Here is a 23,390-nt window from a genome sequence, read left to right on the forward strand (position 1 = left end):
CCTTGCCAATTTATTAATGTGCCTCCAAAAGCTCGGTTGGGCGTTTTTAGTGTGTTATTATGTTCGATTCTGGACAACTGGATTCAGTTGCGGACAATGTATTCTTTCATATTCCGCCGGCTTTTACCGGATTTTTGGTAAAAATAAAAATGCAACAACCGGACAGAGTAGTTATCGCGTGTTTTGGAGTTTATTTAGTAGCTCAAAGTTTACTATTACCTATTTATTATGTTAAAAATTTATCTGAGTGTACTGTCGGCATTCCTGCTTCTCGGCTGGAACAGCCTGTATTTGCAGCAGTCACCAAGTTCTGAACCAGCAAGAGTTTTCACAAAAGCAGATTCACTGCCGAATGCGGCGAGCTGGCCCGCGGAGTTGAATATAACCCATTTCGCCGGGCCTGATCTGACTCCAAGCCCAGCTTGTCTGGCTGTTGCTGCCACAGGTGAAGTTTATGTTGGAGTTGATATGATCGGTTCGCTGGGGAAAGATCCCGGAAAGGGGAGCATTGTGCGGCTGGTTGACTCAAACAACGATGGTAAGGTCGATCAGCACACAACTTTCGCGAAAGTGGACGATCCGCGCGGGATCATTTCTCAGGGCGACCAGCTTTTCGTTCTGCATACCACATTCTCCAAAGAAACCGGCAAGGCTTCCGGCATGGATCTGGTTGTTTTTGAGGATAAAAATCACGATGGTATTGCGGACGGACCTTCCAAACCATTGATCCAAGGCGTGAGCTCGCCAAAATTCCTGCAAAGCCGCGGAACAGACCACGCTACAAACGGTATCCGTATGGGAATCGACGGCTGGATCTACATTGCAGTGGGAGATTTCGGGTTTCACGACGCGGTGGATCGCTCTGGTAAAAAACTGACCCAGCTCGGTGGCGGAATTGTGCGGGTAAGGCCCGACGGGACGGAAATGGAAGTGTACACGCACGGAATGCGCAATATCTATGATGTCGCTATTGATCCGTACATGAACATTTTTACAAGAGATAACACGAATGACGGCGGCGGCTGGAATATCCGTTTCAGTAACCAGATCCAGTCAGGCGAGTATGGATATCCGGTTCTTTTCAAAAATTTTACCGAAGAGATGATTCCCGCATTGATCGACCTGGGCGGTGGATCGGGAACAGGCTCACTTTTTATGGACGATCCCACTTGGCCAGCCAAATACAACCGTGTTCCGATGATGGCCGACTGGGGCAGAAGTCAGATCTATGTGCACCGGCTTACAGCTGATGCGGCAAGTTTTGACCAGAAGGAAGAGGAATTTATCAAGCTTGCCCAGGTTACCGACCTTGATATCGATGCATCGGGCCGCGTTTATCTGGCAGCCTGGGATGGAGCTGGCTATTCCGGAAATCCGAACAAGGGTTTTGTAGTGCGCGCTATTCCCAAAGATTGGAATTACAAGCCTTTTAAAGGTGTGAAAAATTCGTCAGCCAAAGCACTGGCGGCACTTTTGAAATCTGAAAGCGCAGTTCAGCGTCTGGCCGGGCAACAGGAATTGCTGGCGCGTTTTCCGAAAGGGGCTGCGAAACTTTCCCTGAAAATCGCGCAGGACAAGAGCCTTCCTTTATATGTACGCGTGGCAGGTATTTATACTTACGCGCAGGCTTCCGGGAAAAATGGATTTAATGATCTGGTGAAATTGAGTGAAGAAAATGATGTTCGCGAATTTGCATTACGCGCGCTGGCTGACAGAAAGCCGAATGTTGCTCAGGTGCCGATCGAGCCATTTTTGAAAGGTATGAAAGACGCTTCACCACGTGTTCAGATCGCCGCGACGGTGGGTTTGGGAAGAATAGGCAGAGCTGAGGCTGCACAATCTTTGTTGGAAGTTAAAGTGCCGGCTTCATTCGTATCGCCCGCAAAAGGGACGGAGGGGCCGCATGCTACGCCCAACTCCGCTATCATTCCCGCACATATTGCGGTGAGATCGCTGGTTGCGATAAATGCAGTAGACGCTTGCGTGCAGGCGATCGGAACAGAAAACTCGACAATTGCATTGTGGGCATTGCGTTATATGCACGACCCGAAGGCAGTTTCCGCACTGATTGCAGCTTATGAAAAAGCGACAGATGAAAAACTGAAAGGTCAGATCCTCACTACATTAGGAAGGCTTTACAAAGTAGAAGCGCCTTACGACGGCTCCTGGTGGTGGAGTACCCGGCCAGATACGCACGGACCTTATTATAAAGCGGTTACTTGGGAGTCTTCTGACGCGATCAAGGGATTTTTAATGCAGCAGTGGACGAAAGCCGACGATAATGGTAAAAAGTTTTTCGCTGATCTGAATGGTCGCCAGCGTATGGGAATTGATGAATTTGGAGGCGAGGATATTGTGGTTGAAAAGCAGGAACTGAAAATCGACCTGAGCAAGATCAGTAATAAGAAAGGCCAGATCGGGGAAAATTCCATTGAAGACGTGATGCTCGCGATAGCCAGGATCCCGGGCGATGCGGCGGCAGGTAAGTTGTTATTCACAAAACAAGGTTGCGTGGCCTGCCACAGTATCAATAAAAATGGCCCGCTCAAAGGACCGTATATGGGCCAGATCGGCTCTATCATGAACCGTGAACAGATCGCTGAATCGATATTGAAGCCAAATGCATCCATTTCGCAGGGTTTTGCTTCGGTGCTGATCACTACCAAAGGAGACCAAAGCTACATGGGCTTTGTTTCTGAGGAATCGGCTGAAAAGCTGGTTTTGCGGGATATTACCGGAGCTGTTTACACTTTCAAAATGTCGGATATTACATCTCGTAAAGAACTTGAAAACTCAATGATGCCCCCGGGACTGGCTAATGAGCTGTCTTACGAGGAATTCGCCTCGTTGATCACATTTCTTTATGAACAGAAAAAATAATAGGTTAGAATTGTACAATATTTGCTTTTTGTATTGCCGGTTGAAGAGGCCGGCAATTTCATTCGATTTTTGTTTTTAAGTGAGTAGTCTTTTTCGTAAGTTTTGTAGTAGTGATTTTAATCGACTAGATATTTATTGAAAAAACTTTTTGCTCAACGTTTATAAAGCAGTAATCCCCCATATCTTTTACGGTTGGGGGATTTTTTATTTTGTAATAAAAAGCGAATACCGCTGTGTTAAGGCCGCTGTTGTTTCCTGGATCCTTCCGGAACGGCCTTAATGGTCGATTTTCTTTTTTTGACAGAATAGGAGCCGGTTGTATCCGCGTCGGGGCGGCCGGTGCTGCTGCGTCCATCGATCGTGCCGGTGGAATTTACACTCCCATTATCATTCAGAATAGGACCGGTTTCTGCATTCGAAGAATCTTTCAGGATTGCAGAAACGTCAGAAGTATCTCTCGTTGATCGGGAGCTGGTTGTTCTTTTACGGTATTCCCTGGCCGATTTTTTGCTTTCCGTTGACTGTGCAAACGTCAGTGCGGGAGCGGCAAACAGCAGGGCAAGTAGGATGGGAAGCGCTTTCATATTTGCTGGATTTAGATTGAAGATGTTTTAACACATTAACAAAATCCATTCCAAACCAGCTCAACCAATGCAAGCTTGTGGTTTTTTCTTCTAAATTGACCCAAACTGATTACTTCGCATTATCAAATCAAAAACAATATTATGAAAGCAGTATTTCTTGTCGATACCAACGTGCCGCTTACTATTAAGGAAGTGCAAACACCGGAGCCGGGTGCAAGCCAGATCCTGATCAAACTGGAATACTCCGCATTGAACCACCGCGATGTGTGGATACAGAAAGGAAAGTACGCTGGTCCAAAATCGGGCCTGATACTTGGTTCCGACGGACTGGGAACGGTAGTGAAAGTTGGAAGTGAGGCAGATCAAAACTGGATCGGGAAAAAGGTGATCATTAATCCGAGCCACGATTGGGGCGATGATCCCGCGGCATTTGGCAACGATTTCAAAATCCTGGGCAATCCCGAGCCGGGTACTTTTGCAGAATATATTGCTGTGGACGAAAAATATGTTCATTTAAAACCCACACACCTGACAGACGAAGAAGCTGCTGCATTGCCGCTCGCAGGAGTAACCACTTATCGTGCGCTTTTTGTAAGGGCTGCTGTAAAAAGCGGTGAAAAAGTACTAGTTACCGGAATCGGCGCGGGTACTGCTTTGCTGGCATTGCAATATGCGCTTGCAGCAGGAGCAGAAGTGTACGTGACGTCCAGTTCCCAGGAAAAAATTGATCGTGCAATCGAGTTAGGCGCGACAGCGGGCTTTAATTACAAAGAAGAAAACTGGTTTCAGACTGCGAAAGAAGAAACAGGCGGTTTTCACGTAATCGTCGATAGTGCCTCTGGCAAAGGTTTCGGAAATCTGATCGAAGCAGCCCGTCCCGGCGGCAGGATCGTATTTTTTGGCGGTACCGATGGAGTCATCGGGAATATCGTTCCAAACAAAATCTTCTGGCGCAACATTTCAATACTGGGCACGACAATGGGAACGATGCAGGATTTTAAAGATATGCTTGAATTTACTGAAAAGCATAACATCAAACCGATCGTTGACAAAGTGTTTGGAACACTGGCCGAAGCGCAGGATGCTTTGGATTACATGCACGAAGGAAAGCAGTTCGGCAAGATCGTGCTGACGAACGTTTAAACCAGATTTAACGGAAATGCAAATCCCAGCCAAAAGCCGGGATTTGTCATTAATTGTGCATCAACTTGTAAATCTTGACCGCGCCGTCGTCCTGTTCAAAGTGAACATAGTACATGCCGGTCGGGTATTGTCTCATACTAACCGTGAAAGTTGGGTCAGTCACCGGCCTTGATACCCTTACTATCCCCGAATTACTGATAATCCGAAAGTTTTTCACACGCTTGTTACGAACAACAATTTGTAGAATATCGTCGACAGGATTTGGAAACACCTCTGCCCACGAGAATTCTGGAAAATGAACCGAACGCACGCGACTATACGCAAATGTATTGTCCGCGTCGATCATCTTTAATCGGTAATAGTTCAGTCCAGACTCCGGCAGACTGTCGGTGAAATTATAAGCTCGCGCATCTCCGCTTTCCCTCGCAGCCTCGCACCGGCCGATTGCTGTCCAATGGACCATATCCGTCGTGCGCTGCACCTCGAAATAATCGCTGTTGGCTTCCTGCGAAGTCGCCCATTCCAGTTCAGTAAGAGATTCGCGCTTGTTCACATCGAAGCGTGTCAATACAACAGGCAGCGGGTCGGTGCTGATCTGAACGAGGACCGTACCTACATTGGAAACTTGTCTGGTTTGGTCCCTCACTGTGTAAGTGAATGAAAAATCGCCCACAACGCCATTTCCAGGAGTGAATACAACTTTTCCCGCCACATTTCTTATTTCACAATTCACTGGCTGGCTGGTGATAACCAGCGAATTGGCATCGAGAGCAGAACATACTGCGAGGTCATTTCCTAAAACATCGATCTCGACAGGAGTGTTTTTCTTACCGGTCGCTATGTCGTCAACCGCAGTGGGCTTGTGGTGCTTAACGATGATCTTAATAGATTCCAACGATAAACATCCGTCATCATTCACCCCAAACGCATTGTAAGTCCCTTCTTCACTTACAATTAGCTCGTGGGTAGATGAACTTGCAACCAGCTCATTGTTACGATACCATTCATAGCGATGCGCGCCCTGGGACTCGGCTCTGAGCCGGATAGACGCCGTTTTGCACATGGATACCTCCCTGGTCTGGCTTTGCCCGAAAGCAATGCCAGACGTCAGGAACATCCAAACGATTAGGTTAGAGCGCATCGTACAGATTAATTCAGGAGTTCTGAATTAAAGAAGTTGGATAGTAGGAATGGTAGGCAATGGCAGGTTGTGCAGGATTTGCTGACTCGTACCAGTGATGATGTTCGTAGCCAGTTTGGTTGCAGTAGGCAGCAGGGCGCCGGCAGCCGGCAATTTGTATTTAGCTACTACCTTGTAAAGACCCGCTTTTACTACTCTCAAAGATGCACCTGTTTCTGTAAGGATCTCATCGTCAGGACCTCTCCACTCGAACGGAAGTTCAACTCCGTACGTAACCAAATTAGTAATAGGGGTTAAGAATGAAGCGTTTAGCGTCACATCTACTTCCGCGCCCACACAAAAGTTGGTTTTTGGAACCTCTAATGCAAGTTCCAGTTTTGGCAGCACAATGATGTTATACTCAACAGGATCAGATTCGCAACCTGCAAGGAGATCAGCAATCACACTCAACTTGATTTCGTGCTTGGTAATGGTCGTTGTTGCGTCTGAAAAGGTCAGTTTCAAAACACCGCCAAGCGTACTTCCAAGGATCTCGTTCAATACACCGTCTACACGCCAGAACAGCTTGGATGTTGCAACGTTGCCTTGCGGCGTTAATGTAAATTCCTCACCATTAGTAACATAGAAATTGATTGGGGCTGGTGTTGATTGTGCATTGGCAACCTGGGCGAATGCAAGAAGTGCGAACACGGCAAAGGAGGTAATGAATTTTTTCATGAATTGTTTTTTGTTAAAAGTGAACTACTGATAGATAATTGAAGGGAATTGTTATTTATTGATTCTAGGGATTTAATGCTGCGCTGGGTGAAGCCGGGGCGCTCTGCACGGTTACGGTCACCTTCTTTCGGGGTGAAGCTGTGCATCCTTCGCCGGCTTTGGTGGTCTGGACATAGTAAGTTTTCTGACCTGTGGTGGTTAATCCGGTAATCGGTAATGTTTGATTGGAAGATAGTAATGTTCCGTCGCTCGCTTCTGAGTACCAGGAATATAGAAAGTTGCCAATCCCGCCAATACTCGCCTGCAATGCAGTGGCCGACAGTGTGATCCCGCCCAGATTGGTACAGGCTACTGCATCCGGTGCACTGATTCCGTCCGGAACGCGGCGCACATCGTGCACGTTAATACCGTTGGCCCCGAGGCCCAGACCAAGCAATGCAATATTCAGGTCGAGCTCGATTCGATCGAATATGAAAGAGCTCCCGTCTGCATTTTTTGGGATAAAATAAAAGGTAATATTTTCGCGGTTGGCAAGTGAAGTCAGCAGAGAAGCTTCCACGATTGATTCCAGCAGTTTCACCGTACCTACCTCACTTTCACCGCGGTAAGCGCGAAGTGTAATACTCGAACCCAGCTTCACATCCAGGAAAGATCCTCCCTGAGAAAGCGTAACCCGCACGATATCATCGGGATTGGAATTTCCATTGAAATAGAATGTCTGCTTAATATGTCCGCCAAGAAGCGGCAGTCCGTTGGAAACAAAGGAAGATTTTGTGGCCAGATCTTCATCAATCGCGCCGCCTGGATTTGTAACTCCGAATGCTGTCAGGATGATATCCGAGTATCCAATGCTGGTCCCATTTGGCCTCCCGCAGTCTGCTGCATTGAATGGGTACGGGTTGGATGAGTTGGACGCACCAGCTCCGTAAAAGGCGTAATAAACGCTTGCGCTATTTGTGCCTGCCAGAACGGGGGAGGCCACTGTAAGCTTCACCGATTTGAAAGTGGCCGACGGGGTAACGCCTATCAATGCATAACCATCTGGGGCATAGTAAGTTTTGTAGCCGCTGCCCGTCAGGCTGACCGATCCACCAGAACTATTTTGCGCAGTGATCGTGATAGCGCCGTTGGCAAGAGCACTGGAATTTGGATTGACTTGAAATAAACAGTCTTCGGATTTGCAGACTCATAGTTTACGGAATTCGTAAATATCAGTTGCAAAGAGCAGGAAGTAGCGCCTCCAAGCACAGCCTTCGAAGCGACAAGTTCAGCAGCCGAAGTTCTAGAACTATTGGCAGCATTTTCCGGATTAGTTACTGATCCTCCATCTGTGCCTGGCACAGGGGTTTCCGTAGCATATACAGCGTCGCTGGGTTGCGCAACTGCAAATTGAGCATACAGGATCAGCACAAGCAGGGCGAGCCTGCCGGCAGATTTGGGGTAAAGATGTTTCAAGTATAGAGTTGGGTGTACGTAATGTTTTACAATTACTTCTACAAAGGAAAAGGGAAGTTAAATATTTACAAAAAAGTTTCTTGTAGAAATAATTCAATGAAATTTGAAAATGCGTTTTGCATATTGTGAACGGGGAAAATGGCTTAAAAAAAGTTTTAACTTGCTCAATCTATTAACTATGTAACCGATGTCACCACAGCCAGTAGCAATCCGGGAAGTGAAAGTGATCCGTTACCTCACGCCGTTGCGGGAGGGGGGATCACTGCCCGCAATCGCGGAAGCGGACGACGATTTTTTATACGTTTTGAAATTCAAAGGCGCGGGGCAGGGAGTGAAAGCCCTTATTGCTGAGCTTATTGGAGGCGAGATTGCAAGACTCCTGGGATTGCGCATACCAGAAATTGTATTCGCTCAACTCGACGAAGCATTCGGCAGAACTGAGCCCGATGAGGAGATTCAGGATCTTTTGAAAGCCAGCATCGGATTGAACCTGGCTATGCATTATTTGTCAGGCGCAATCACTTTCGACCCGCTGGTGAGTGACGTCGATGCGAGACTTGCGTCCGAGATTGTGTGGCTCGATTGCCTGCTCATGAACGTCGACCGCACTGCCCGTAATACGAATATGCTCATGTGGCACAAAGAATTGTGGCTGATCGACCACGGAGCTGCTTTGTATTTTCACCACTCCTGGCAGGATTGGGAGCAGCAGGCTGCACGCCCGTTTGCGCAGATTAAAGATCACGTTTTACTTAAAAAAGCGACAGACCTGAGTGCCGTTGACGAGCATTTCAAAGGCATTTTAAGTGAGGAAGCAATCCGCCATATCGTATCGCTTATACCAGGAGACTGGCTATTGAAAGACGCACCTTTTGAAACCGAAAAAGCGCACCGTGAAGCTTATATCCAATTTTTTATCCAAAGGCTTCTTCATTCCGAAGTACTTATAAAAGCAGCGGCAGATGCAAGACAAGCAGTTATATGAATATGCAGTTCTCCGGCTTGTACCCAGGGTGGAGCGGGAGGAGTTTATTAATGTAGGCGTGATTCTATACTGCTCGGGGCGTCAATTTCTGAGTGTGAGGTACGAGCTGAATCCTGCAAGACTAGGTGCTTTTGGTTGTAATGTGGATCCAGCTGAAATTCAGGCATACCTGCTCGCTTTCAAGCAGATATGCCAGGGCAGGAGAGATGGTGGTGTGATAGGTGCGTTGCCACTTTCTTCGCGTTTCCGCTGGCTTACAGCGACCAGAAGTACGATGTTGCAGACGTCGAAGGTGCATGCGGGCTTTTGCGAAGATCCGGAACATACTTTGTCCGTTTTGTTCAATGAACAGGTTTTATGCTGAGTGGCTATTTCAATTTCAGGTACTGCTGAACCGTTTCCTTTTTCCGCCTCGAAATCTCAATTCTTGATCCGTCTGTCAGAAGCAGGAACTGGTTGTTGTGCGTCACTTGCTTGATGTATTTCGGGTTGACCAAATGGGATTTGTGTGTACGGATGAAATTGAATTCGTTCAGCATTTCGTCAAAGTGTTTAAGCGTTTTGCTGGACAAAAACGGTCGTTTTCCGATCAAATGAATAGAAGTGTAGTTCTTATCGGCTTCCAGCCGGAGAATTTCGTCCAATGTAAAAAAATAGACGCCTTCGCTTGACGGTACCGCCAGCCGGAAGTCTTTGATTTCTTTCTTTTCAATGTTCTGGGCGAGATTATCGTATAGTTGCTGGTTTGTCAGCACCGCTTTCTGGCGGACTTTTTCCAAATGCCGCTCGATCGATCCCTGCAATTCCTCCGGGTCTACGGGTTTCAACAAATAATCCAGTGCACTGAACCGGATCGCCTGGATCGCATATTGATTGTAAGCAGTTGTAAAAATGATGTCATAACTGGGATTTTTGCGTAGCAGCAGAAAGTCGAATCCGTTTTGATGCGGCATTTCTACGTCAAGAAAAACAATATCGGGCATAAAAGTTTCCAGAATTACAAGCGCTTGCCTGACCGAGTCTGCGTGCCTGACGTCAATTTTTTCCTTGATGAAATTGACAAGATAATGGTCGAGCACATTTCTTGCTTTTTGTTCGTCATCGATTATTAGAGCCTTTATCATAACGTTTTAGGTATTATTTAAGAAAGTTGAAAGTTCGATTGTTACAAGTGTCCCCGTGGCATTGCCTTGCTCATTATATTTGTCTGTGATCTGAACCGATGCATGCCGGCCTTGCTTTTCGAGCAGATCGAGTCTGTCTTTCGCAATTTGCAGACCTTTGGATTTGTGCCTTTTGCCTTTGCTGTTAAACTCCTTGATTTCCAGGGACTTTTTCCTGCCTATCCCGTTATCATCTATCAGGCATCTGAAAACATCGTCGTCCATGCGTTCATATTTTATACTAAGCTGCCGGTCGCCGTCCTTATGCATCAGTCCGTGCCAGAGCGCATTTTCTACATAAGGTTGCAGCAGCATCGAAGGCAGCAGGATATCTTCCGCATCCAGGTCGCGATCGACAATTATTTTAAAGGAAAAGCTCTGCTCAAACCGCATTTGTTCGAGGTACAGTTGAAGTACATCGTTCTCTTCCTCGATCGTCACCAGATTCTGGTCTGAATTATTAAGTACTCTTCTGAAAAGCTTTGAGAATTTGTTCAGATATTTGCTTGCTTCTCCATACTTCTGCGTCACGATACACTCCTGAATACTGTTCAGGCAGTTGAATACGAAGTGCGGGTTCATCTGCGCCCGTAGTGCCATTAACTGGCTTTCTGCCAACATTTTGTTGATTTCCAACAGCATCATTTCTTTCTGCTGCGCCTGTTCCTCAGCCTGCGCTTCGGCTATTTTATTGGCACTGATCGAAGCGATCGTTGAAAGTACCCTGGCATGTCCTTCGGTGAAGAACCTCTTCATACTATGTTCCGAATCGATCACACCAATCACTTTTCCTTCATGCAGGATCGGGACAGCTATTTCCGACAAACGCGCCTCATCGTCGACAATATATCGGCTATCTTTTCTGGTGTCTTTAATGATCAGCGGTTTCTTCGTAGCGGCCGCCGTACCTACTATACCTTCGCCAAGTTCCAGTTCCAGCGGATTCAGAATTTCGTGTTCTCTTTCATTTTTAATCCCATAAGTAGCTTTCTGAATAAGCTTTTGCCTGCCTTCATCCCACAAATACACCACGCAGTCTTCAAAACGAAGCTGGGAAATGCAGTTACGCGCAATATCCCAGCATATTTCATTCACAGAATTCTCTCCATAAACGGAATTAGCGAAATAGGCGATTGCATTGTTGAAGGTCACCTTTTGCTTCCGGTTCCTGTACCCTTTATACGTGGCATCCATAAATACGGCAGATAGTGTACCTGCCAGCACGAAAAACCACCAGGTTTGCCACCAGTGCGGCAAGACACGCACTCGCACCGTGGTGAAGTCATCCATCCACCGGCCATTTTCGTCTGTACTTTTGACTTTAAAGTTATAATACCCGGGTTTCAGACTGTTATAGCTGACATACAGATTTCGTCCTGCATCTACCCACTTATCGTCAATACCTTCCAGCATATAACTGTATTGCAGGGAGGGTACATCGCGGTGACTGAGTGATGCATATTGAAATGTGACGTAGTTATCCTCTGGTTTCAGCTGTAAAATAGGCTTGTCGATTTCATCAAGTTCGGTTCCGAATATCTTAATGGAAGTGACGTGCGGCGGTTTCCTGACCGGAAGTTTTGCAAATTTAAATGGGTCGATCTCAACCACATGGTCCAGCATAACCGCATAAACTCGGTTGTTGCTCGCATAAATGTAGTTCCAGTAATCCTGCAATGTCTTGCCCAGATTAATCTGAACACGCGTAACTTTTTTTGTTTCAGTAAAAAAGAATAGCAGACCTCCCGGTCCGGCTGCCCAGATAGCACCTCTCGCGTCGATCGCAATGCTGTTAATCTGATTAAAAAGCAATCCGTTCTGATTGTGAAGGCTATCTATCAGTTCGCCCCTCGTATTAATCTTATAAATACCCCTTTCCCAGATCGCCGACCAAATGTTGCCTTCTGGATCCTCTACGGACTGCCTGACGTCAAATTTCCCCGGATTGGCCACGGGAATGACCGAAAACCTTTCCTCTTTGTCGGTATATTTAAGAAAACCTATACCGCGGATTGCGAATAAGATGTCGCCATTTCTCATCTGCAGGAAGCTCTGGCAATTAGCGTATTTGAATAAACCATATTTGCTTTCTGTCCCGTCAAAACGGAGCAGCGATCCCGAGTATGGATCGTATCGGTAAATGGCATCCCGATAAACATGAAACCAAATCCTCCCCTTCAGATCGGTCAAAACGACATTGACTATTCCGTCGGGACTGTTCTTTAACTTGCTGAGTACCTGCTGCCTGCCATTTATCGTAAAGATTCCTTCGGGTCCGGCCATCCACCATTCGTTGGCAGCCTTACTTACCATTATAAATCTGTTTCGATGATACTGCTTACCGGAAACAAAATAGCGTTTAAAGGTCCGCTGTTCCATATCGTACAAAACCACACCATCCTCCTTCGCGGCATATATCTTATCCTGATCAATGACAATACTATTGATGTGAGCAAAATTTGTTTCGAGAAAAAATTCGTAGCTCGGTAATTTATAAATAGCTCTGAAAGGTGAGTTCACAGCTAATTTGCTCACGCCATTGATAGTAGCAAACCATAGATTTCCTTCTTCGTCTTCCAAAATATGCTGAATGAACCCGTAGCCGATAGAATTAGGGGAATCCTGATTATAAGGGACCTTCTTTATAGGTTTTCCATAATCTTTCACGTAAGCCGCGTACATCCAGGTTGATATCCACAACCGGTTCTGGGTGTCCACAAACAGGTAATTGCATCCGTCCGTGGCTTTTTTGTTGTCAAATTTGTAGTGAGTAGTAACCCCGTTTGACCTGGCGTCCCAGAAATTGAGCGAAAAGTCAGAGGTAGAAGCGTACCACAAATTCGCATTCATATCCAGTGTTAGGGCTGTAACCAACGTTTTGTTGAGGATCGGATATTGTCGTGGGTTGTAGGCACTGTCGTAAAGGACTTTATTTTTAATGTCAAAGAAGAAGGTCTGGTAACCGCCAATCCAAAAACCGCTTCGCGATTTATCCCAGCAGAAGGCGCTAGATGCTGAAAACGAGAAATTCTGGCTGAGAAGCTTTTTCGCCTGTGGATATTCCTGGATAAGTGGTACTACCTTTTCTCCATTGAAAATGTAAATTTCGGATTTGCAAATAATCCAAAGTCTGCCATCGCCGTCTTCTTTGATTGATAAAATTCGCTTGTTGGTAAGACTTGCGAATCTCTTGTCCCTATAAAATGCCGTTTTGCTCTTATTAAAGGTGAGCAAACCGACTGACGTTGCTAAAAGTAGAGTCTTATGTTTGTCAATCGCAGCTATTGCACTTACGTATACGCTTCTTTGAAGTTCCGGGTTCTGGTATGCTCTGATCTGGTTGCCATCATAACGGTTGAGTCCGTTGGTAGTCCCGATCCAGAGATACCCGTCCGGATCTTTGGACAGGCACAATACATCCTTTGCGTTGAGACCGTCAACTTCCCCAAAATTTTGAAAGATAAATTGCCCCCGGGCAGTTGTGGCTGTAAAAACTAACGAAAGAAGCGTTAAGTATCTGAAAAGACGCATTCAGGTTGTTGTGTTGAATTAAGCGTAAAGTAGTTATTCATAAACGAAGCGTAAATAACAATTCCTCAAAGGCTGCATTCAGTTATTAATCGGTTGGGTCAATCTTGATGGACGAGAATTTACTTGCAATTTTTAGCGAATAAATTCTAGTGACATTGACCAGTTAATCATTACAAGACACCGTTTATTCATTCATTTTCAATCTGGCCTCTGATTACGGCAAATTTGTTTAAACAGACCATCCGGAACGGACGGTACGAACAATAACCCTTTTGAATTGATGAATACATACCTAACTGGATTTGTGATCAATTGCCTGGCTGCACTTGTGTTGTCTGGCTACCTGCTTTATCTCTACCTCATGAAGAGACCTGCTGACGGTTTGGGCGCCATCAGGGCAATCGTGGTATTAATTGTGATTGAATGTGCTGTATCCATTTATTGTGTGCGGGATGGAAACCTCACGCTGGCGTCCGTGATCGTCTGGGTGCAGGCCGTCGCAATCATTGCGACAACCATATTCATTATCCTGATCATTATCTTCAAGCCTGACTGGAAGTAACAGTCAGGTCTTCATTATTTTCGATTCTTAGCCCGCGAATCACTATTTCCCAGCTGCGGCCTTAGCTTGTTGGAATTCAAATCTACAAGTATTTCAAAGTGCGCCCTTCTAATTTGTAATTACTTCTAAGTTGATAATGAGAATGTTGCTGTTAAAAAGCCTTCAATAACCATTCAATCAATCAACTGAAGCCGCTCAATTAACAAATGCGGCGCCCGCCATTTCCCTTATCATCTTTGGATCAGTTAAGTCTTAACGGCAGCCAGGCCAGCTGTCAACTTTCAAAAAAGAGTCTTGAAAATAGCCAAACTCTCCACAACAACGATTATGAAATTTCAATTTAAACACACTTTTTATGAGGACTTCTATTATTGTTCTGCTGCTGGCAATCAGCAGTCTTACGAACGCCCAGGTTTTTAATCCGACCGGAGGATGGGCCGGTGCAAACACAATTCCGCCAGGTTGGACAAGCACCGGATCGGCTTCAAGTTCAACAGTAACTTCTTATGGTTCAGGTAATGGGGCGCCTGGTGAAGGTTTATTTAGTCCATGGGTTCTTGCGCCATTACCAAATCCGCCTTCGGGGCAAACACATTTCCTGAGTCAGTTCAGTAATAATAATTTGAATCAAAAGGCTGAGACTAAGATATATTCGCTGCAACCGGGAATATGGTATGAAGTAAAATATCATGTAATGACTGCCTCCTATAAATTAAATGGAGGCGTTGCTACTGATCTCGCAGACAAAGCATTCATCGAAGTGACTGGCGGACCCGGAGCGGTAGCGTCGCATACGTTCAGTCAGGGATTAACTTGGACAGAAGGGACTTTGAAGTTTCAGGCGTCAGGTTCAGTTGAAGTTTTCAAATTTAATGTTACAGAAAATACTGCTGCTGGTGCAGTTGCTAATCTCGATATAACTTCCATCAAAATGGTTTGCGGTCAGCCTGACAATCAAATAGGCTTCGAGCATCCGGTGCAATTTTTGAAATGTCCCCAATCCACGATCAATCTAAACGATTCATACACCGGCTATATCCCTACTGGAAGTAGTCTGGTATGGTATTCCAACCCGACACATTCCGGAAAGGCTCTTATTGGGACGAATCTTATAAATCAGCCTGGCGACTACTATGCTTTTTTCTACGATAAAGACAGAAACTGCTTCAATACTGATTTAGCGGAAGCCAAAGTAAAGGTTATGAGAGCTGATGTAAAGTTAAAATCTGATGTCGGACAAATTACCTGCCACGGGGTAACGACGTTTGACTTGAACACACTGCACGACACGCCCCCAGGTGACATTCCTCCCGGCGCATCGTTGGTCTGGTTTAATAATCCGACCCACTCCGGCTTCCCCTCAGCAATGGGCAACGCAACCAGCGTAGTGCCTGGTACATACTACGCATTTTACTATTTCGGAGCCCCTTACAACTGCTATAACACGGATCTTTCTACGGATGTAGTACAAGTGAAACTGCCTACGCAAGTAAATCTAGGTCAGCATCAGCGATTGGTTGTGTGCACAAGCGGAACCGCGCAATTATTTACTGAGGCATTTAATGTGCCATTAGGAACTAGACTTGTCTATTTTGATAATCCACAGGGACAAGGGCAGCCTATCCAGGCAGGAACATCCATGCCTATTGGGCAATACTACGCATTCAGTCAAGATACCTTAAAGGGATGTCTTAACACAAACCTGTCTACGGAGGTGTTAACGATCTCTCAGATCGCTGCACCTGTCATATCTCCCGATACGGTTACGGCACAATGCGGCTCACGAACTTTCGACTTGACGCAAATTCAGGTGGGGGCGACACTAGGCCAAGTTCATTGGTATCCAACGCCCAATCGGGTCCCTTATAAATTGGGCACATTCGATCCGACAAAAGTGAAGCCGGGAAACTATTATGCTTTCATTTATGACCAAGTAAGCAAATGCTACAATGTGCCAATCTCCAACTCAAAGCTGACTGTGTTAGATACAGTTTGCTTGGAACGCTCGGTGAAGATCAATTTCAAAGTGAAATTGCAGGGCGCGATTTCAGGGCAGGATACAGTGATGAAGAATACTTTACAAACGTACGTTAAAGGGCCTGGAATGGTTGGCCTATTACCGACTACTGATCCTTATGGTAATGGAATAGTTTACGAAGATGTGAATAACCTAAACGGTGTTTTGGGCGCGGTTGTTGATTGGGTGAAAATTGAGATTCGAAGTTCCCAAAGCCCAGGTACTATCTTAGAGTCTGGCAGTTACCTTTTGAAGCCAGATGGCAGTGTCGTAACATTTATGGGTTCAGCCCCCTACTTTGAGAGTCGTACTCAACCAGTACATGTTGTCGTCAAACATAGGAATCACGTGGCAATTATGAGTCAACCACTCTCCATTGATGGGAGCATACCGGAAGTCGAGTATAACTTCACAACATCGTTACAGAAAGCGTTTACCAACGGTATAATTCCTGACCAAATGCGACAGGTGAACGGAGTTTGGTGCATGGTAAGCGGAGACGTTTCCCAAAATTTAATGGTAAAAAATGAAGATATGAGTCAGACCAGAAACTCATACAACCAGGGATTATTCGGAGTATATTCTTCGAGAGATCTAAATATGAATGGCCTCATCAACAACCAGGATGTGAACATTCAGCGTAACAGATACAACGTAGGCTACTTTTCAATTTTAACTAAATACTAATAAATCATGAGAACACTTTTAAAAATCACATTAATTGCTTTCATCGCACTCACAACCTCTCTGAAAGATGCCTATTCGCAGACGCCAGCAAAAATTATCATGGACTTTACGAATCGGAAGCTCAGCGCTGACGGTATGTCATGGAGTTTTGATCTGGTGGCCAAGGGTGATGCTAATTATACTCCTGGGGTCGGCTCAGACGGTCTGTGGATTGCAATGAATATTCGACTGGATCTTGCGCTTCCCCCTGGTGTCTTCGTTGTAAATGGAGTCTGTGAACCTGATCCGACTTATGCATCCGCAAGTGGTGGTGTACAGCCATCTGTACCAGGCCCCGGCACCCCGGGCCAGGATGACTTAGGTCTGACAATAGAGCGTGCTGATTCTGACACAGATTTGAACCTAACGGATTTCGTCAAATTAGCTCACTACACAATTAACTTTAATGCTCCTGTTGCTCAGGGAAATCCAGCGTATCCAAGGATAGAATTCGATGATTTTGGAAGCTCTTGGGTGCATTCCATCGACGAGGTGAATTTGCTGCCAATTGTATTTGTTAATGAAGAGTTTCCTTTACCTGTTAAGCTAGTCTCATTTGATGCTAATGCAGAGAATGGTGTTGCGAATTTGGTTTGGAAGACTTCAGAAGAATCTAACAGCAGCCATTTTGATGTGCAACGCAGTAAAGATGGTAAGCAGTGGGCAACAATCGCAACGGTGAAGGCAATGGGTGAAAGCAAGATTGATCAGACCTACCTCGCGTCGGATAATAATCCCTTTTCTGGTGAAAATTTGTATCGTTTACATATGATCGATCAGGATGGAGCAAGTGCGTATAGTATGATCCGTAGTATCAAATTCGAATTTGTGTCTGCAAGCGTCTACCCTAATCCCGTTGTTGACGAACTGACGATTAATACATCAGATATCAGTAAGGTTTCTAATGTGAGCATAATTAATATCGCAGGACAGGAAGTGTTTAAATCCGTAGGCAAACCTCGCGAGAAAATAAAAGTAAGTGGTTTAAATGCCGGAGTATATGTGGTGAACATAAAGTCTACTAACGGCGAACAGAATAGCTACAAGATACTTGTAGTTAAATAGTTGAGTGTGTTGGTTTGTTTTATTTGAGAGGCTACTTCTCCAATAGAAGTAGCCTCCTTAACAACCTCGAAATTTCGATTAAGTATGTGTGGGTAGTTTGTTTGAGGCTACGTCCGGTGTGACGTAGCCTCTTTTTATGTTATTACAGCCAGTCAAATCCTTTCACGTATTTCAATACCACCACAGCTAACCCAGGGATTCGTAAGGGAATGGAATGAACCCGGGAATGTTTTGGGATCGGGTAGCTTTCCTGTTCTTCGAGCTCTAATAGGTCAGACCCGCCGTATTTCAGGTTGTCTGTATTGAAAACTTCCTGGTAGTACCCTGGTTTTGGAACGCCGATCCGATAATTTGTTCTCACTACCGGCGTAAAGTTGGCCACAAAAATAAGGTCCTCTTCCGGATTGTTTCCTTTCCTGATCCAGCTGAAAACACTATTAGTGCTGTCTTGATTATCGATCCATTCGAAACCTTCCCAAGAAAAATTCTTTTCGTACAAGGCCGGCTGGGAAGCATAAAACTCGTTGAGGTCTTTTAATAGCAACTGTATTCCGTTGTGCGATGGATTCAGATTTTCATCCCAGTCCAGGCTGAAATCGTGGCGCCACTCGTGACGCTGTGCAAAGTCCGCTCCCATGAACAATAGCTTCGCGCCCGGGTGGCCGAACATGTAACCGTACAAAGCCCTCAGATTTGCAAACTGCTGCCAGTGATCGCCGGGCATTTTGTTGATCATCGAATGTTTTCCGTACACCACCTCGTCATGAGACAGCGGCAAAGTAAATTTTTCGGAGAACGCGTAATGCGTACTGAATGCCAGCTGACCCTGGTGATGTGATCGATAGACAGGCTCTTTCTGGAAATAAGATAAGGTATCGTGCATCCAGCCCATCATCCATTTCATATCGAAACCTAAACCACCGTTTTGTGGGAGTTGCGTTACGCCGGGCCAGGCGGTAGACTCTTCCGCAACAGTAAAGACATCAGGGAAATACTGGTGTACCGCCGTATTGAATTCCTTCAAAAAGTCAATCGCTTCGAGGTTTTCTCTTCCGCCATATTGATTAGGGATCCATTCACCCTCATTCCGCGAATAGTCCAGATACAGCATCGACGCAACTGCATCGACCCGTAGTGCGTCAATATGAAACTTGTCTAGCCAATAAATCGCATTGGAAATCAGGAATGCTTTAACTTCATTTCTACCATAATTAAAAATAAAGCTCTTCCAATCCGGATGAAAGCCTTTTCTGGGATCAGCATGCTCATACAAATGCGTACCGTCGAAATAGCCAAGCCCGTGTTCATCAGTCGGGAAATGGGAGGGAACCCAGTCCAGAATGACGCCGATACCAGCCTGATGGAGCGCATCTACCAGGAACATAAAATCCTGTGGTGTACCGAAACGACTCGAAGGCGCAAAATACCCCGTAAGCTGATAACCCCACGATCCGTAAAAAGGGTGTTCCATAATCGGCATGAACTCCACGTGCGAGAATCCCATGTATTTGCAATACTCAGGTAGCTCTGCTGCAAGCTCACGATAGGTCAGAAAACGTCCCTCTTCTTCGTGAGCCCGGCGCCACGAGCCAATATGGACCTCGTAAACGGAAATAGGCTTTTCCAGAGGCGATCCTGATTTTCGATTGGATAACCACTCAGAATCTTTCCATTCATATTCCAGATCCCACACTACTGATGCCGTGTGCGGCGGTGTTTCCCAATGTACGGCGTAAGGATCTCCTTTTTCAACCTGATGCCCGGAGTGGGAAGTAATGAAATATTTATAGTATTCACCCTTGCCCAATCCTGCAATAAAGCCTTCCCAGATTCCCGAACCGTCGCCGCGAACCGTCAGCGGGTTTTCCGTTCTGTTCCAGCCGTTGAAATTACCAACCACTGTCACGTCCTTTGCATTGGGAGCCCAAACTGAAAAATAGGTGCCGCGTTGTCCGTCGACCTCAGTAAGGTGAGAGCCGAGCTTATTATAAACATGATAGTGTGTGCCGGCACGGAACAAATTAACGTCAAAGTCGGATAACTTGGCAAACGAATTATTTTGCAAATCAGTCATAATAGCCTGGTTAAGCGTTCACCGCTTCATTTTTTTTAATTATCGATTTAATTCCTCTCAGTGGCACCATAACCCACGATGGGCGATTATTCACTTCATAATTCAGTTCGTAAATCGCTTTTTGAAGCAGGAAAGTCTGCATCAGAACATCCAGGTCCTCTTTTTTCTGAGGCACGATCGGGTTCTCTTTCACAGTTTCCAGATAGGCTTTCATGAATATGCCGCTCATATAGTGATACCATTGCTCCACATAAGGCAGCAGCTTGGCAATATCTTCCGTTCTTACCTGGTTGTCAAGATAAAGACTTCCGTAAGCAGCATAATGGAACGACCGCAGCATTCCTGCTACATCCCGGAGCGCAGATCTTTTGAGTCTCCGCTCGCTATAACTCCTCGCCGGTTCACCCTCAAAATCAAGAATTACAAAATCCTTTCCGGTAAACAGTACTTGACCCAAGTGGTAGTCACCGTGAATCCGGATCTTAGATGTATCAATTTTTCGTGAATATACCTTCTTCAATTCCGTCAGGATCTCTTCTTTCATTTGAAGCACTTCCTCAGCCTCGTGCTTCACCTCCGGCGTCAGCTTTTTCATGTTGCGGTTCAAACTCTGGAATGCAACCCTGACAAGCGACTGTAAAGACGAATAGACAGATCGCTGGTAATGCAGTGAGAAATCCTCCGGTTTAAAATCATCTGACTCCTTTTCAGAAGCCAGGGCTAAGTGCATTTCACCCGTACGAATACCCAGCAATGAAACTTGCTCTGCGACAGACACATCAAGCAAATCCCTGAAAGTTTCCGGAATATCTTCATATCCAATCGGTTCTGTCAATGTTCCTTTAAGCTCGGGAAGTTCGATCTCACCGCCCAAAAGGATCTTTTCATTGAAGCTGTCAAGTCGGTCGAGCATATTTGCCCAGGCGTCGGTGCTGTTATTCACCATTTCCTGCATCATACCGAGCACCATGGAATCGTTTTTATACTTCCATTCCACCGCCCCGACAAATGCAGGTATATTCTTGAAGTGGGCTTTGTGGGTAAGGAAGTGCGTGATTTCCATATCCGGATTAATCGCCCGATCGACTTTGCGGTACAATTTGAAGAAGTACTTTCCATCGTAATTAATGGAAGTATTGCTCTGCTCACCAGACAGTACCTTCGGCTTAATCTTTTCAGTAGTCTTGATATGCGTTTCAAGATCGCTGTTTCCAGTAAAATGAATTTCGCTGTTTTTTGCAGGTAACTTTTCACCCGATCCCATATTGAAGATCAAAGCCTGCTGCAACTCGAAACCATAAATCCCGTCGAACAAAACCCCTTCTTCTTCTCCCTTGATCTTAATACGTGATATAACCGCCTGCGGGCAATCTTCTCTTACCCTGTTTGAAAATGGTTCTTTACCATAGGCAAGTGGCAGCTGGTATATCTCATTCACATCGTTTTGGTAAGAAGCTTCCAGCAGGAAAATATAGGCTGGCGGGTTGCTGCCCAGCGGAATAGTCGCGTGACTTATCACTTTAATGCTGTCCAGTCCCTTGCCCTTTCCGCCAAACCACCTCATTTTCATTAGGTAAGCGGGTAAAAGCTTGTTTTCAAGCTGCTCGATCGCCCTTGGATCCAGCAGATCCTTCCATTTGTCCAGTTGCAAAAGCGGAAGTTCCTGGTTCTCGTCAATTTCCGGATGCGTTTTTTCCAATGCGAAACACTGACAAGCATACGCTTCCAGCGTGAAGAAATAAGGTGTATTATCTTTCACCGAAGGAAATTTATTTTTACTGTAAATTTCCACGGGCTGATAACCTTTATATTGATCCAGATCAAGCTCAACCGGTTGCGGGAACCTGGAAAGGTTGGCGATCACCAGCATCGTTTCGTCCTGGAACGTACGTGTGAATGCAAGTACCTTCGAGTTTTCCGAGTTCAGGAAGTGAATATCGCCGCGGCTGAATGCAGCGTATTTTTTCCTTGTATTAATAGCCCGTTTCATCCACCAAAGCAGCGAAGAAGAGTTTCGGGACTGCAATTCAACGTTGATCGACTCGTAGTGATATTGCGGATCAAGGATAAGTGGCAGATAAAGCTGCTGTGGATTCGCCTGTGAAAAACCTGCATTGCGATCAGGGCTCCATTGCATTGGTGTCCTGACCCCGTCACGGTCACCCAGATAGAAATTATCACCCATACCAATTTCATCCCCGTAATAAATAATAGGGGTTCCCGGGAAAGTGAACAGCAGGGAGTTCAGCAACTCTATTTTCTTTCGGTTGTTTTCCATCAAAGGAGCCAACCGGTGCCTGATTCCGAGGTTGATCCGCGCTTTGGGATCTTTCACGTAGGCTTTGTACATATAGTCGCGCTCCTCGTCAGTTACCATTTCAAGCGTCAGCTCGTCGTGGTTTCTCAGGAAAATACCCCATTGACAGTTATCCGGAATAGCAGGAGTTTGGTCAAAAATATCTGTAATAGGATACCTGTCTTCCATTTGCAGCGACATAAACATCCGCGGCATGATCGGGAAGTGATAGTTCATCTGACATTCGTCGCCATCGCCAAAATAGGCAGCCGAATCCTCAGGCCACATATTCGCCTCCGCAAGCAGCAAAGTGCCCGGGTAGCGCTGGTCGACGTGCTTTCTCAGTTTTTTCAGGAATGCATGGGTCTCGGGAAGGTTTTCACAGTTAGTACCATCTCTCTCAAAAAGATAAGGTACCGCGTCCAGCCTGAAACCGTCGACACCCATTTTACACCAGAAATTGATGATCTTGAAAATCTCTTCCTGAACCTGCAAATTGTCAAAATTCAAATCGGGCTGGTGGTGGAAGAAGCGGTGCCAGTAATATTGTTCGGCAACACTGTCCCAGGTCCAGTTTGATTTTTCATAATCCTGGAAAATGATCCTGGCATCTTTAAACTGCTTCGGATCGTCCGTCCACACGTAGTAATTGCGGTGTGCAGAACCTTTGGGCGCTTTCCGCGCGCGCTGAAACCACGGATGCTGGTCAGAAGTGTGGTTGATTACCAGCTCGGTAATTACTTTTAAACCACGCTTATGCGCCTCTTTCAAAAATGCCTTAAACTCGGCGATATCCCCGTAAGAAGGGTTAATAGTGTAATAATCAGCGATATCATAACCATCGTCTCGAAGCGGCGAGGGGTAAAAAGGTAATAGCCAGATCGCCGTCACGCCGAGATCCTGCAGGTAATCAAGTTGTTCCATCAAACCCTTGAAATCACCTATACCGTCACAGTTTCCGTCTTTAAATGCTTTTATATGTAGCTCGTAAATAATCGCATCCTTATACCAATGCAAATTCTTTTCAAGTATTCCGTTCTTATATTCCATG

Annotated in this window: 16 protein-coding genes; 7 read left to right on the top strand and 9 right to left on the bottom strand. The window is 45.7% G+C overall.

Going from position 1 to position 23,390, the window contains the following annotated elements; translation table 11 throughout:
* Positions 1–228 precede the first annotated feature (228 nt).
* Complete coding sequence (locus tag LZG94_RS07125; protein ID WP_233791236.1) at positions 229–2,880, top strand: c-type cytochrome; 2,652 nt, start codon at positions 229–231, stop codon at positions 2,878–2,880.
* Between the two features lie 236 nt (positions 2,881–3,116).
* On the opposite strand, the gene LZG94_RS07130 is transcribed toward LZG94_RS07125, so the two are convergent.
* On the bottom strand, positions 3,117–3,464 hold the full coding sequence (locus LZG94_RS07130; RefSeq protein ID WP_233791237.1) for a hypothetical protein: 348 nt from the start codon (positions 3,462–3,464) through the stop codon (positions 3,117–3,119).
* Between the two features lie 141 nt (positions 3,465–3,605).
* Here LZG94_RS07130 and LZG94_RS07135 point away from each other — a divergent pair, with 141 nt between their 5' ends.
* A complete protein-coding gene (locus LZG94_RS07135) occupies positions 3,606–4,607 on the top strand; it encodes a zinc-binding dehydrogenase (RefSeq protein ID WP_233791238.1) in 1,002 nt (333 codons plus the stop codon).
* A gap of 49 nt (positions 4,608–4,656) precedes the next feature.
* On the opposite strand, the gene LZG94_RS07140 is transcribed toward LZG94_RS07135, so the two are convergent.
* The 4 genes from LZG94_RS07140 to LZG94_RS07155 form a co-directional block, all read right to left on the bottom strand.
* A complete protein-coding gene (locus LZG94_RS07140) occupies positions 4,657–5,748 on the bottom strand; it encodes an Ig-like domain-containing protein (protein ID WP_233791239.1) in 1,092 nt (363 codons plus the stop codon).
* A gap of 27 nt (positions 5,749–5,775) precedes the next feature.
* Complete coding sequence (locus tag LZG94_RS07145; RefSeq protein WP_233791240.1) at positions 5,776–6,465, bottom strand: hypothetical protein; 690 nt, start codon at positions 6,463–6,465, stop codon at positions 5,776–5,778.
* Between the two features lie 64 nt (positions 6,466–6,529).
* Positions 6,530–7,495: a hypothetical protein gene (locus LZG94_RS07150; protein ID WP_233791241.1), complete on the bottom strand. Its 966-nt coding sequence runs from the start codon at positions 7,493–7,495 to the stop codon at positions 6,530–6,532.
* Between the two features lie 44 nt (positions 7,496–7,539).
* Entirely contained in the window at positions 7,540–7,920 is a 381-nt protein-coding gene (locus LZG94_RS07155) for a hypothetical protein (protein ID WP_233791242.1), read from the bottom strand.
* Between the two features lie 187 nt (positions 7,921–8,107).
* On the opposite strand from LZG94_RS07155, the gene LZG94_RS07160 reads away from it, so the two are divergent.
* Together LZG94_RS07160 and LZG94_RS07165 are read left to right on the top strand one after the other, a co-directional pair.
* Positions 8,108–8,905, top strand: a complete 798-nt coding sequence (locus LZG94_RS07160; RefSeq protein ID WP_233791243.1) for a HipA family kinase — start codon at positions 8,108–8,110, stop codon at positions 8,903–8,905.
* Positions 8,883–9,269, top strand: a complete 387-nt coding sequence (locus tag LZG94_RS07165) for a DUF3037 domain-containing protein (RefSeq protein WP_233791244.1) — start codon at positions 8,883–8,885, stop codon at positions 9,267–9,269. Before LZG94_RS07160 ends, LZG94_RS07165 begins: the two co-directional genes overlap by 23 nt.
* A 4-nt stretch (positions 9,270–9,273) precedes the next feature.
* On the opposite strand, the gene LZG94_RS07170 is transcribed toward LZG94_RS07165, so the two are convergent.
* Positions 9,274–10,029, bottom strand: coding sequence for a LytTR family DNA-binding domain-containing protein (locus LZG94_RS07170; RefSeq protein WP_215232753.1), 756 nt, complete (start codon positions 10,027–10,029; stop codon positions 9,274–9,276).
* 6 nt (positions 10,030–10,035) lie between these two features.
* A complete protein-coding gene (locus tag LZG94_RS07175) occupies positions 10,036–13,599 on the bottom strand; it encodes a histidine kinase (RefSeq protein ID WP_233791245.1) in 3,564 nt (1,187 codons plus the stop codon).
* Positions 13,600–13,879: 280 nt separating this feature from the next.
* On the opposite strand from LZG94_RS07175, the gene LZG94_RS07180 reads away from it, so the two are divergent.
* From LZG94_RS07180 to LZG94_RS07190, 3 genes are all read left to right on the top strand, one after another.
* Positions 13,880–14,161 (top strand): hypothetical protein, encoded by a 282-nt coding sequence (locus LZG94_RS07180; protein WP_233791246.1) that lies wholly within the window; start codon positions 13,880–13,882, stop codon positions 14,159–14,161.
* A 355-nt stretch (positions 14,162–14,516) separates the two neighbouring features.
* Positions 14,517–16,865, top strand: coding sequence for a hypothetical protein (locus LZG94_RS07185; protein WP_233791247.1), 2,349 nt, complete (start codon positions 14,517–14,519; stop codon positions 16,863–16,865).
* A 6-nt stretch (positions 16,866–16,871) separates the two neighbouring features.
* A complete protein-coding gene (locus LZG94_RS07190) occupies positions 16,872–17,969 on the top strand; it encodes a T9SS type A sorting domain-containing protein (protein ID WP_233791248.1) in 1,098 nt (365 codons plus the stop codon).
* Between the two features lie 142 nt (positions 17,970–18,111).
* On the opposite strand, the gene glgB is transcribed toward LZG94_RS07190, so the two are convergent.
* Together glgB and treS are read right to left on the bottom strand one after the other, a co-directional pair.
* Positions 18,112–20,043, bottom strand: coding sequence for a 1,4-alpha-glucan branching protein GlgB (gene glgB, locus LZG94_RS07195; RefSeq protein ID WP_233791249.1), 1,932 nt, complete (start codon positions 20,041–20,043; stop codon positions 18,112–18,114).
* A 10-nt stretch (positions 20,044–20,053) separates the two neighbouring features.
* Positions 20,054–23,389, bottom strand: coding sequence for a maltose alpha-D-glucosyltransferase (treS, locus tag LZG94_RS07200; RefSeq protein ID WP_233791250.1), 3,336 nt, complete (start codon positions 23,387–23,389; stop codon positions 20,054–20,056).
* Position 23,390: the final 1 nt, after the last annotated feature.

This window comes from Dyadobacter sp. CY343 (genome assembly GCF_021390335.1).
In the GTDB taxonomy this organism is placed as follows: domain Bacteria; phylum Bacteroidota; class Bacteroidia; order Cytophagales; family Spirosomataceae; genus Dyadobacter.

Excerpts from the sequence above, each read along its gene's own strand:
- LZG94_RS07140 (WP_233791239.1), bottom strand. The coding sequence starts at position 5,748 with ATGCGCTCTAACCTAATCGTTTGGATGTTCCTGACGTCTGGCATTGCT.
- LZG94_RS07180 (WP_233791246.1), top strand. The coding sequence starts at position 13,880 with ATGAATACATACCTAACTGGATTTGTGATCAATTGCCTGGCTGCACTT.
- LZG94_RS07190 (WP_233791248.1), top strand. The coding sequence starts at position 16,872 with ATGAGAACACTTTTAAAAATCACATTAATTGCTTTCATCGCACTCACA.
- LZG94_RS07175 (WP_233791245.1), bottom strand. The coding sequence starts at position 13,599 with ATGCGTCTTTTCAGATACTTAACGCTTCTTTCGTTAGTTTTTACAGCC.
- LZG94_RS07165 (WP_233791244.1), top strand. The coding sequence starts at position 8,883 with ATGCAAGACAAGCAGTTATATGAATATGCAGTTCTCCGGCTTGTACCC.
- LZG94_RS07125 (WP_233791236.1), top strand. The coding sequence starts at position 229 with ATGTTAAAAATTTATCTGAGTGTACTGTCGGCATTCCTGCTTCTCGGC.
- LZG94_RS07145 (WP_233791240.1), bottom strand. The coding sequence starts at position 6,465 with ATGAAAAAATTCATTACCTCCTTTGCCGTGTTCGCACTTCTTGCATTC.
- LZG94_RS07135 (WP_233791238.1), top strand. The coding sequence starts at position 3,606 with ATGAAAGCAGTATTTCTTGTCGATACCAACGTGCCGCTTACTATTAAG.
- LZG94_RS07185 (WP_233791247.1), top strand. The coding sequence starts at position 14,517 with ATGAGGACTTCTATTATTGTTCTGCTGCTGGCAATCAGCAGTCTTACG.
- LZG94_RS07170 (WP_215232753.1), bottom strand. The coding sequence starts at position 10,029 with ATGATAAAGGCTCTAATAATCGATGACGAACAAAAAGCAAGAAATGTG.
- treS (WP_233791250.1), bottom strand. The coding sequence starts at position 23,389 with ATGGAATATAAGAACGGAATACTTGAAAAGAATTTGCATTGGTATAAG.
- glgB (WP_233791249.1), bottom strand. The coding sequence starts at position 20,043 with ATGACTGATTTGCAAAATAATTCGTTTGCCAAGTTATCCGACTTTGAC.
- LZG94_RS07130 (WP_233791237.1), bottom strand. The coding sequence starts at position 3,464 with ATGAAAGCGCTTCCCATCCTACTTGCCCTGCTGTTTGCCGCTCCCGCA.
- LZG94_RS07160 (WP_233791243.1), top strand. The coding sequence starts at position 8,108 with ATGTCACCACAGCCAGTAGCAATCCGGGAAGTGAAAGTGATCCGTTAC.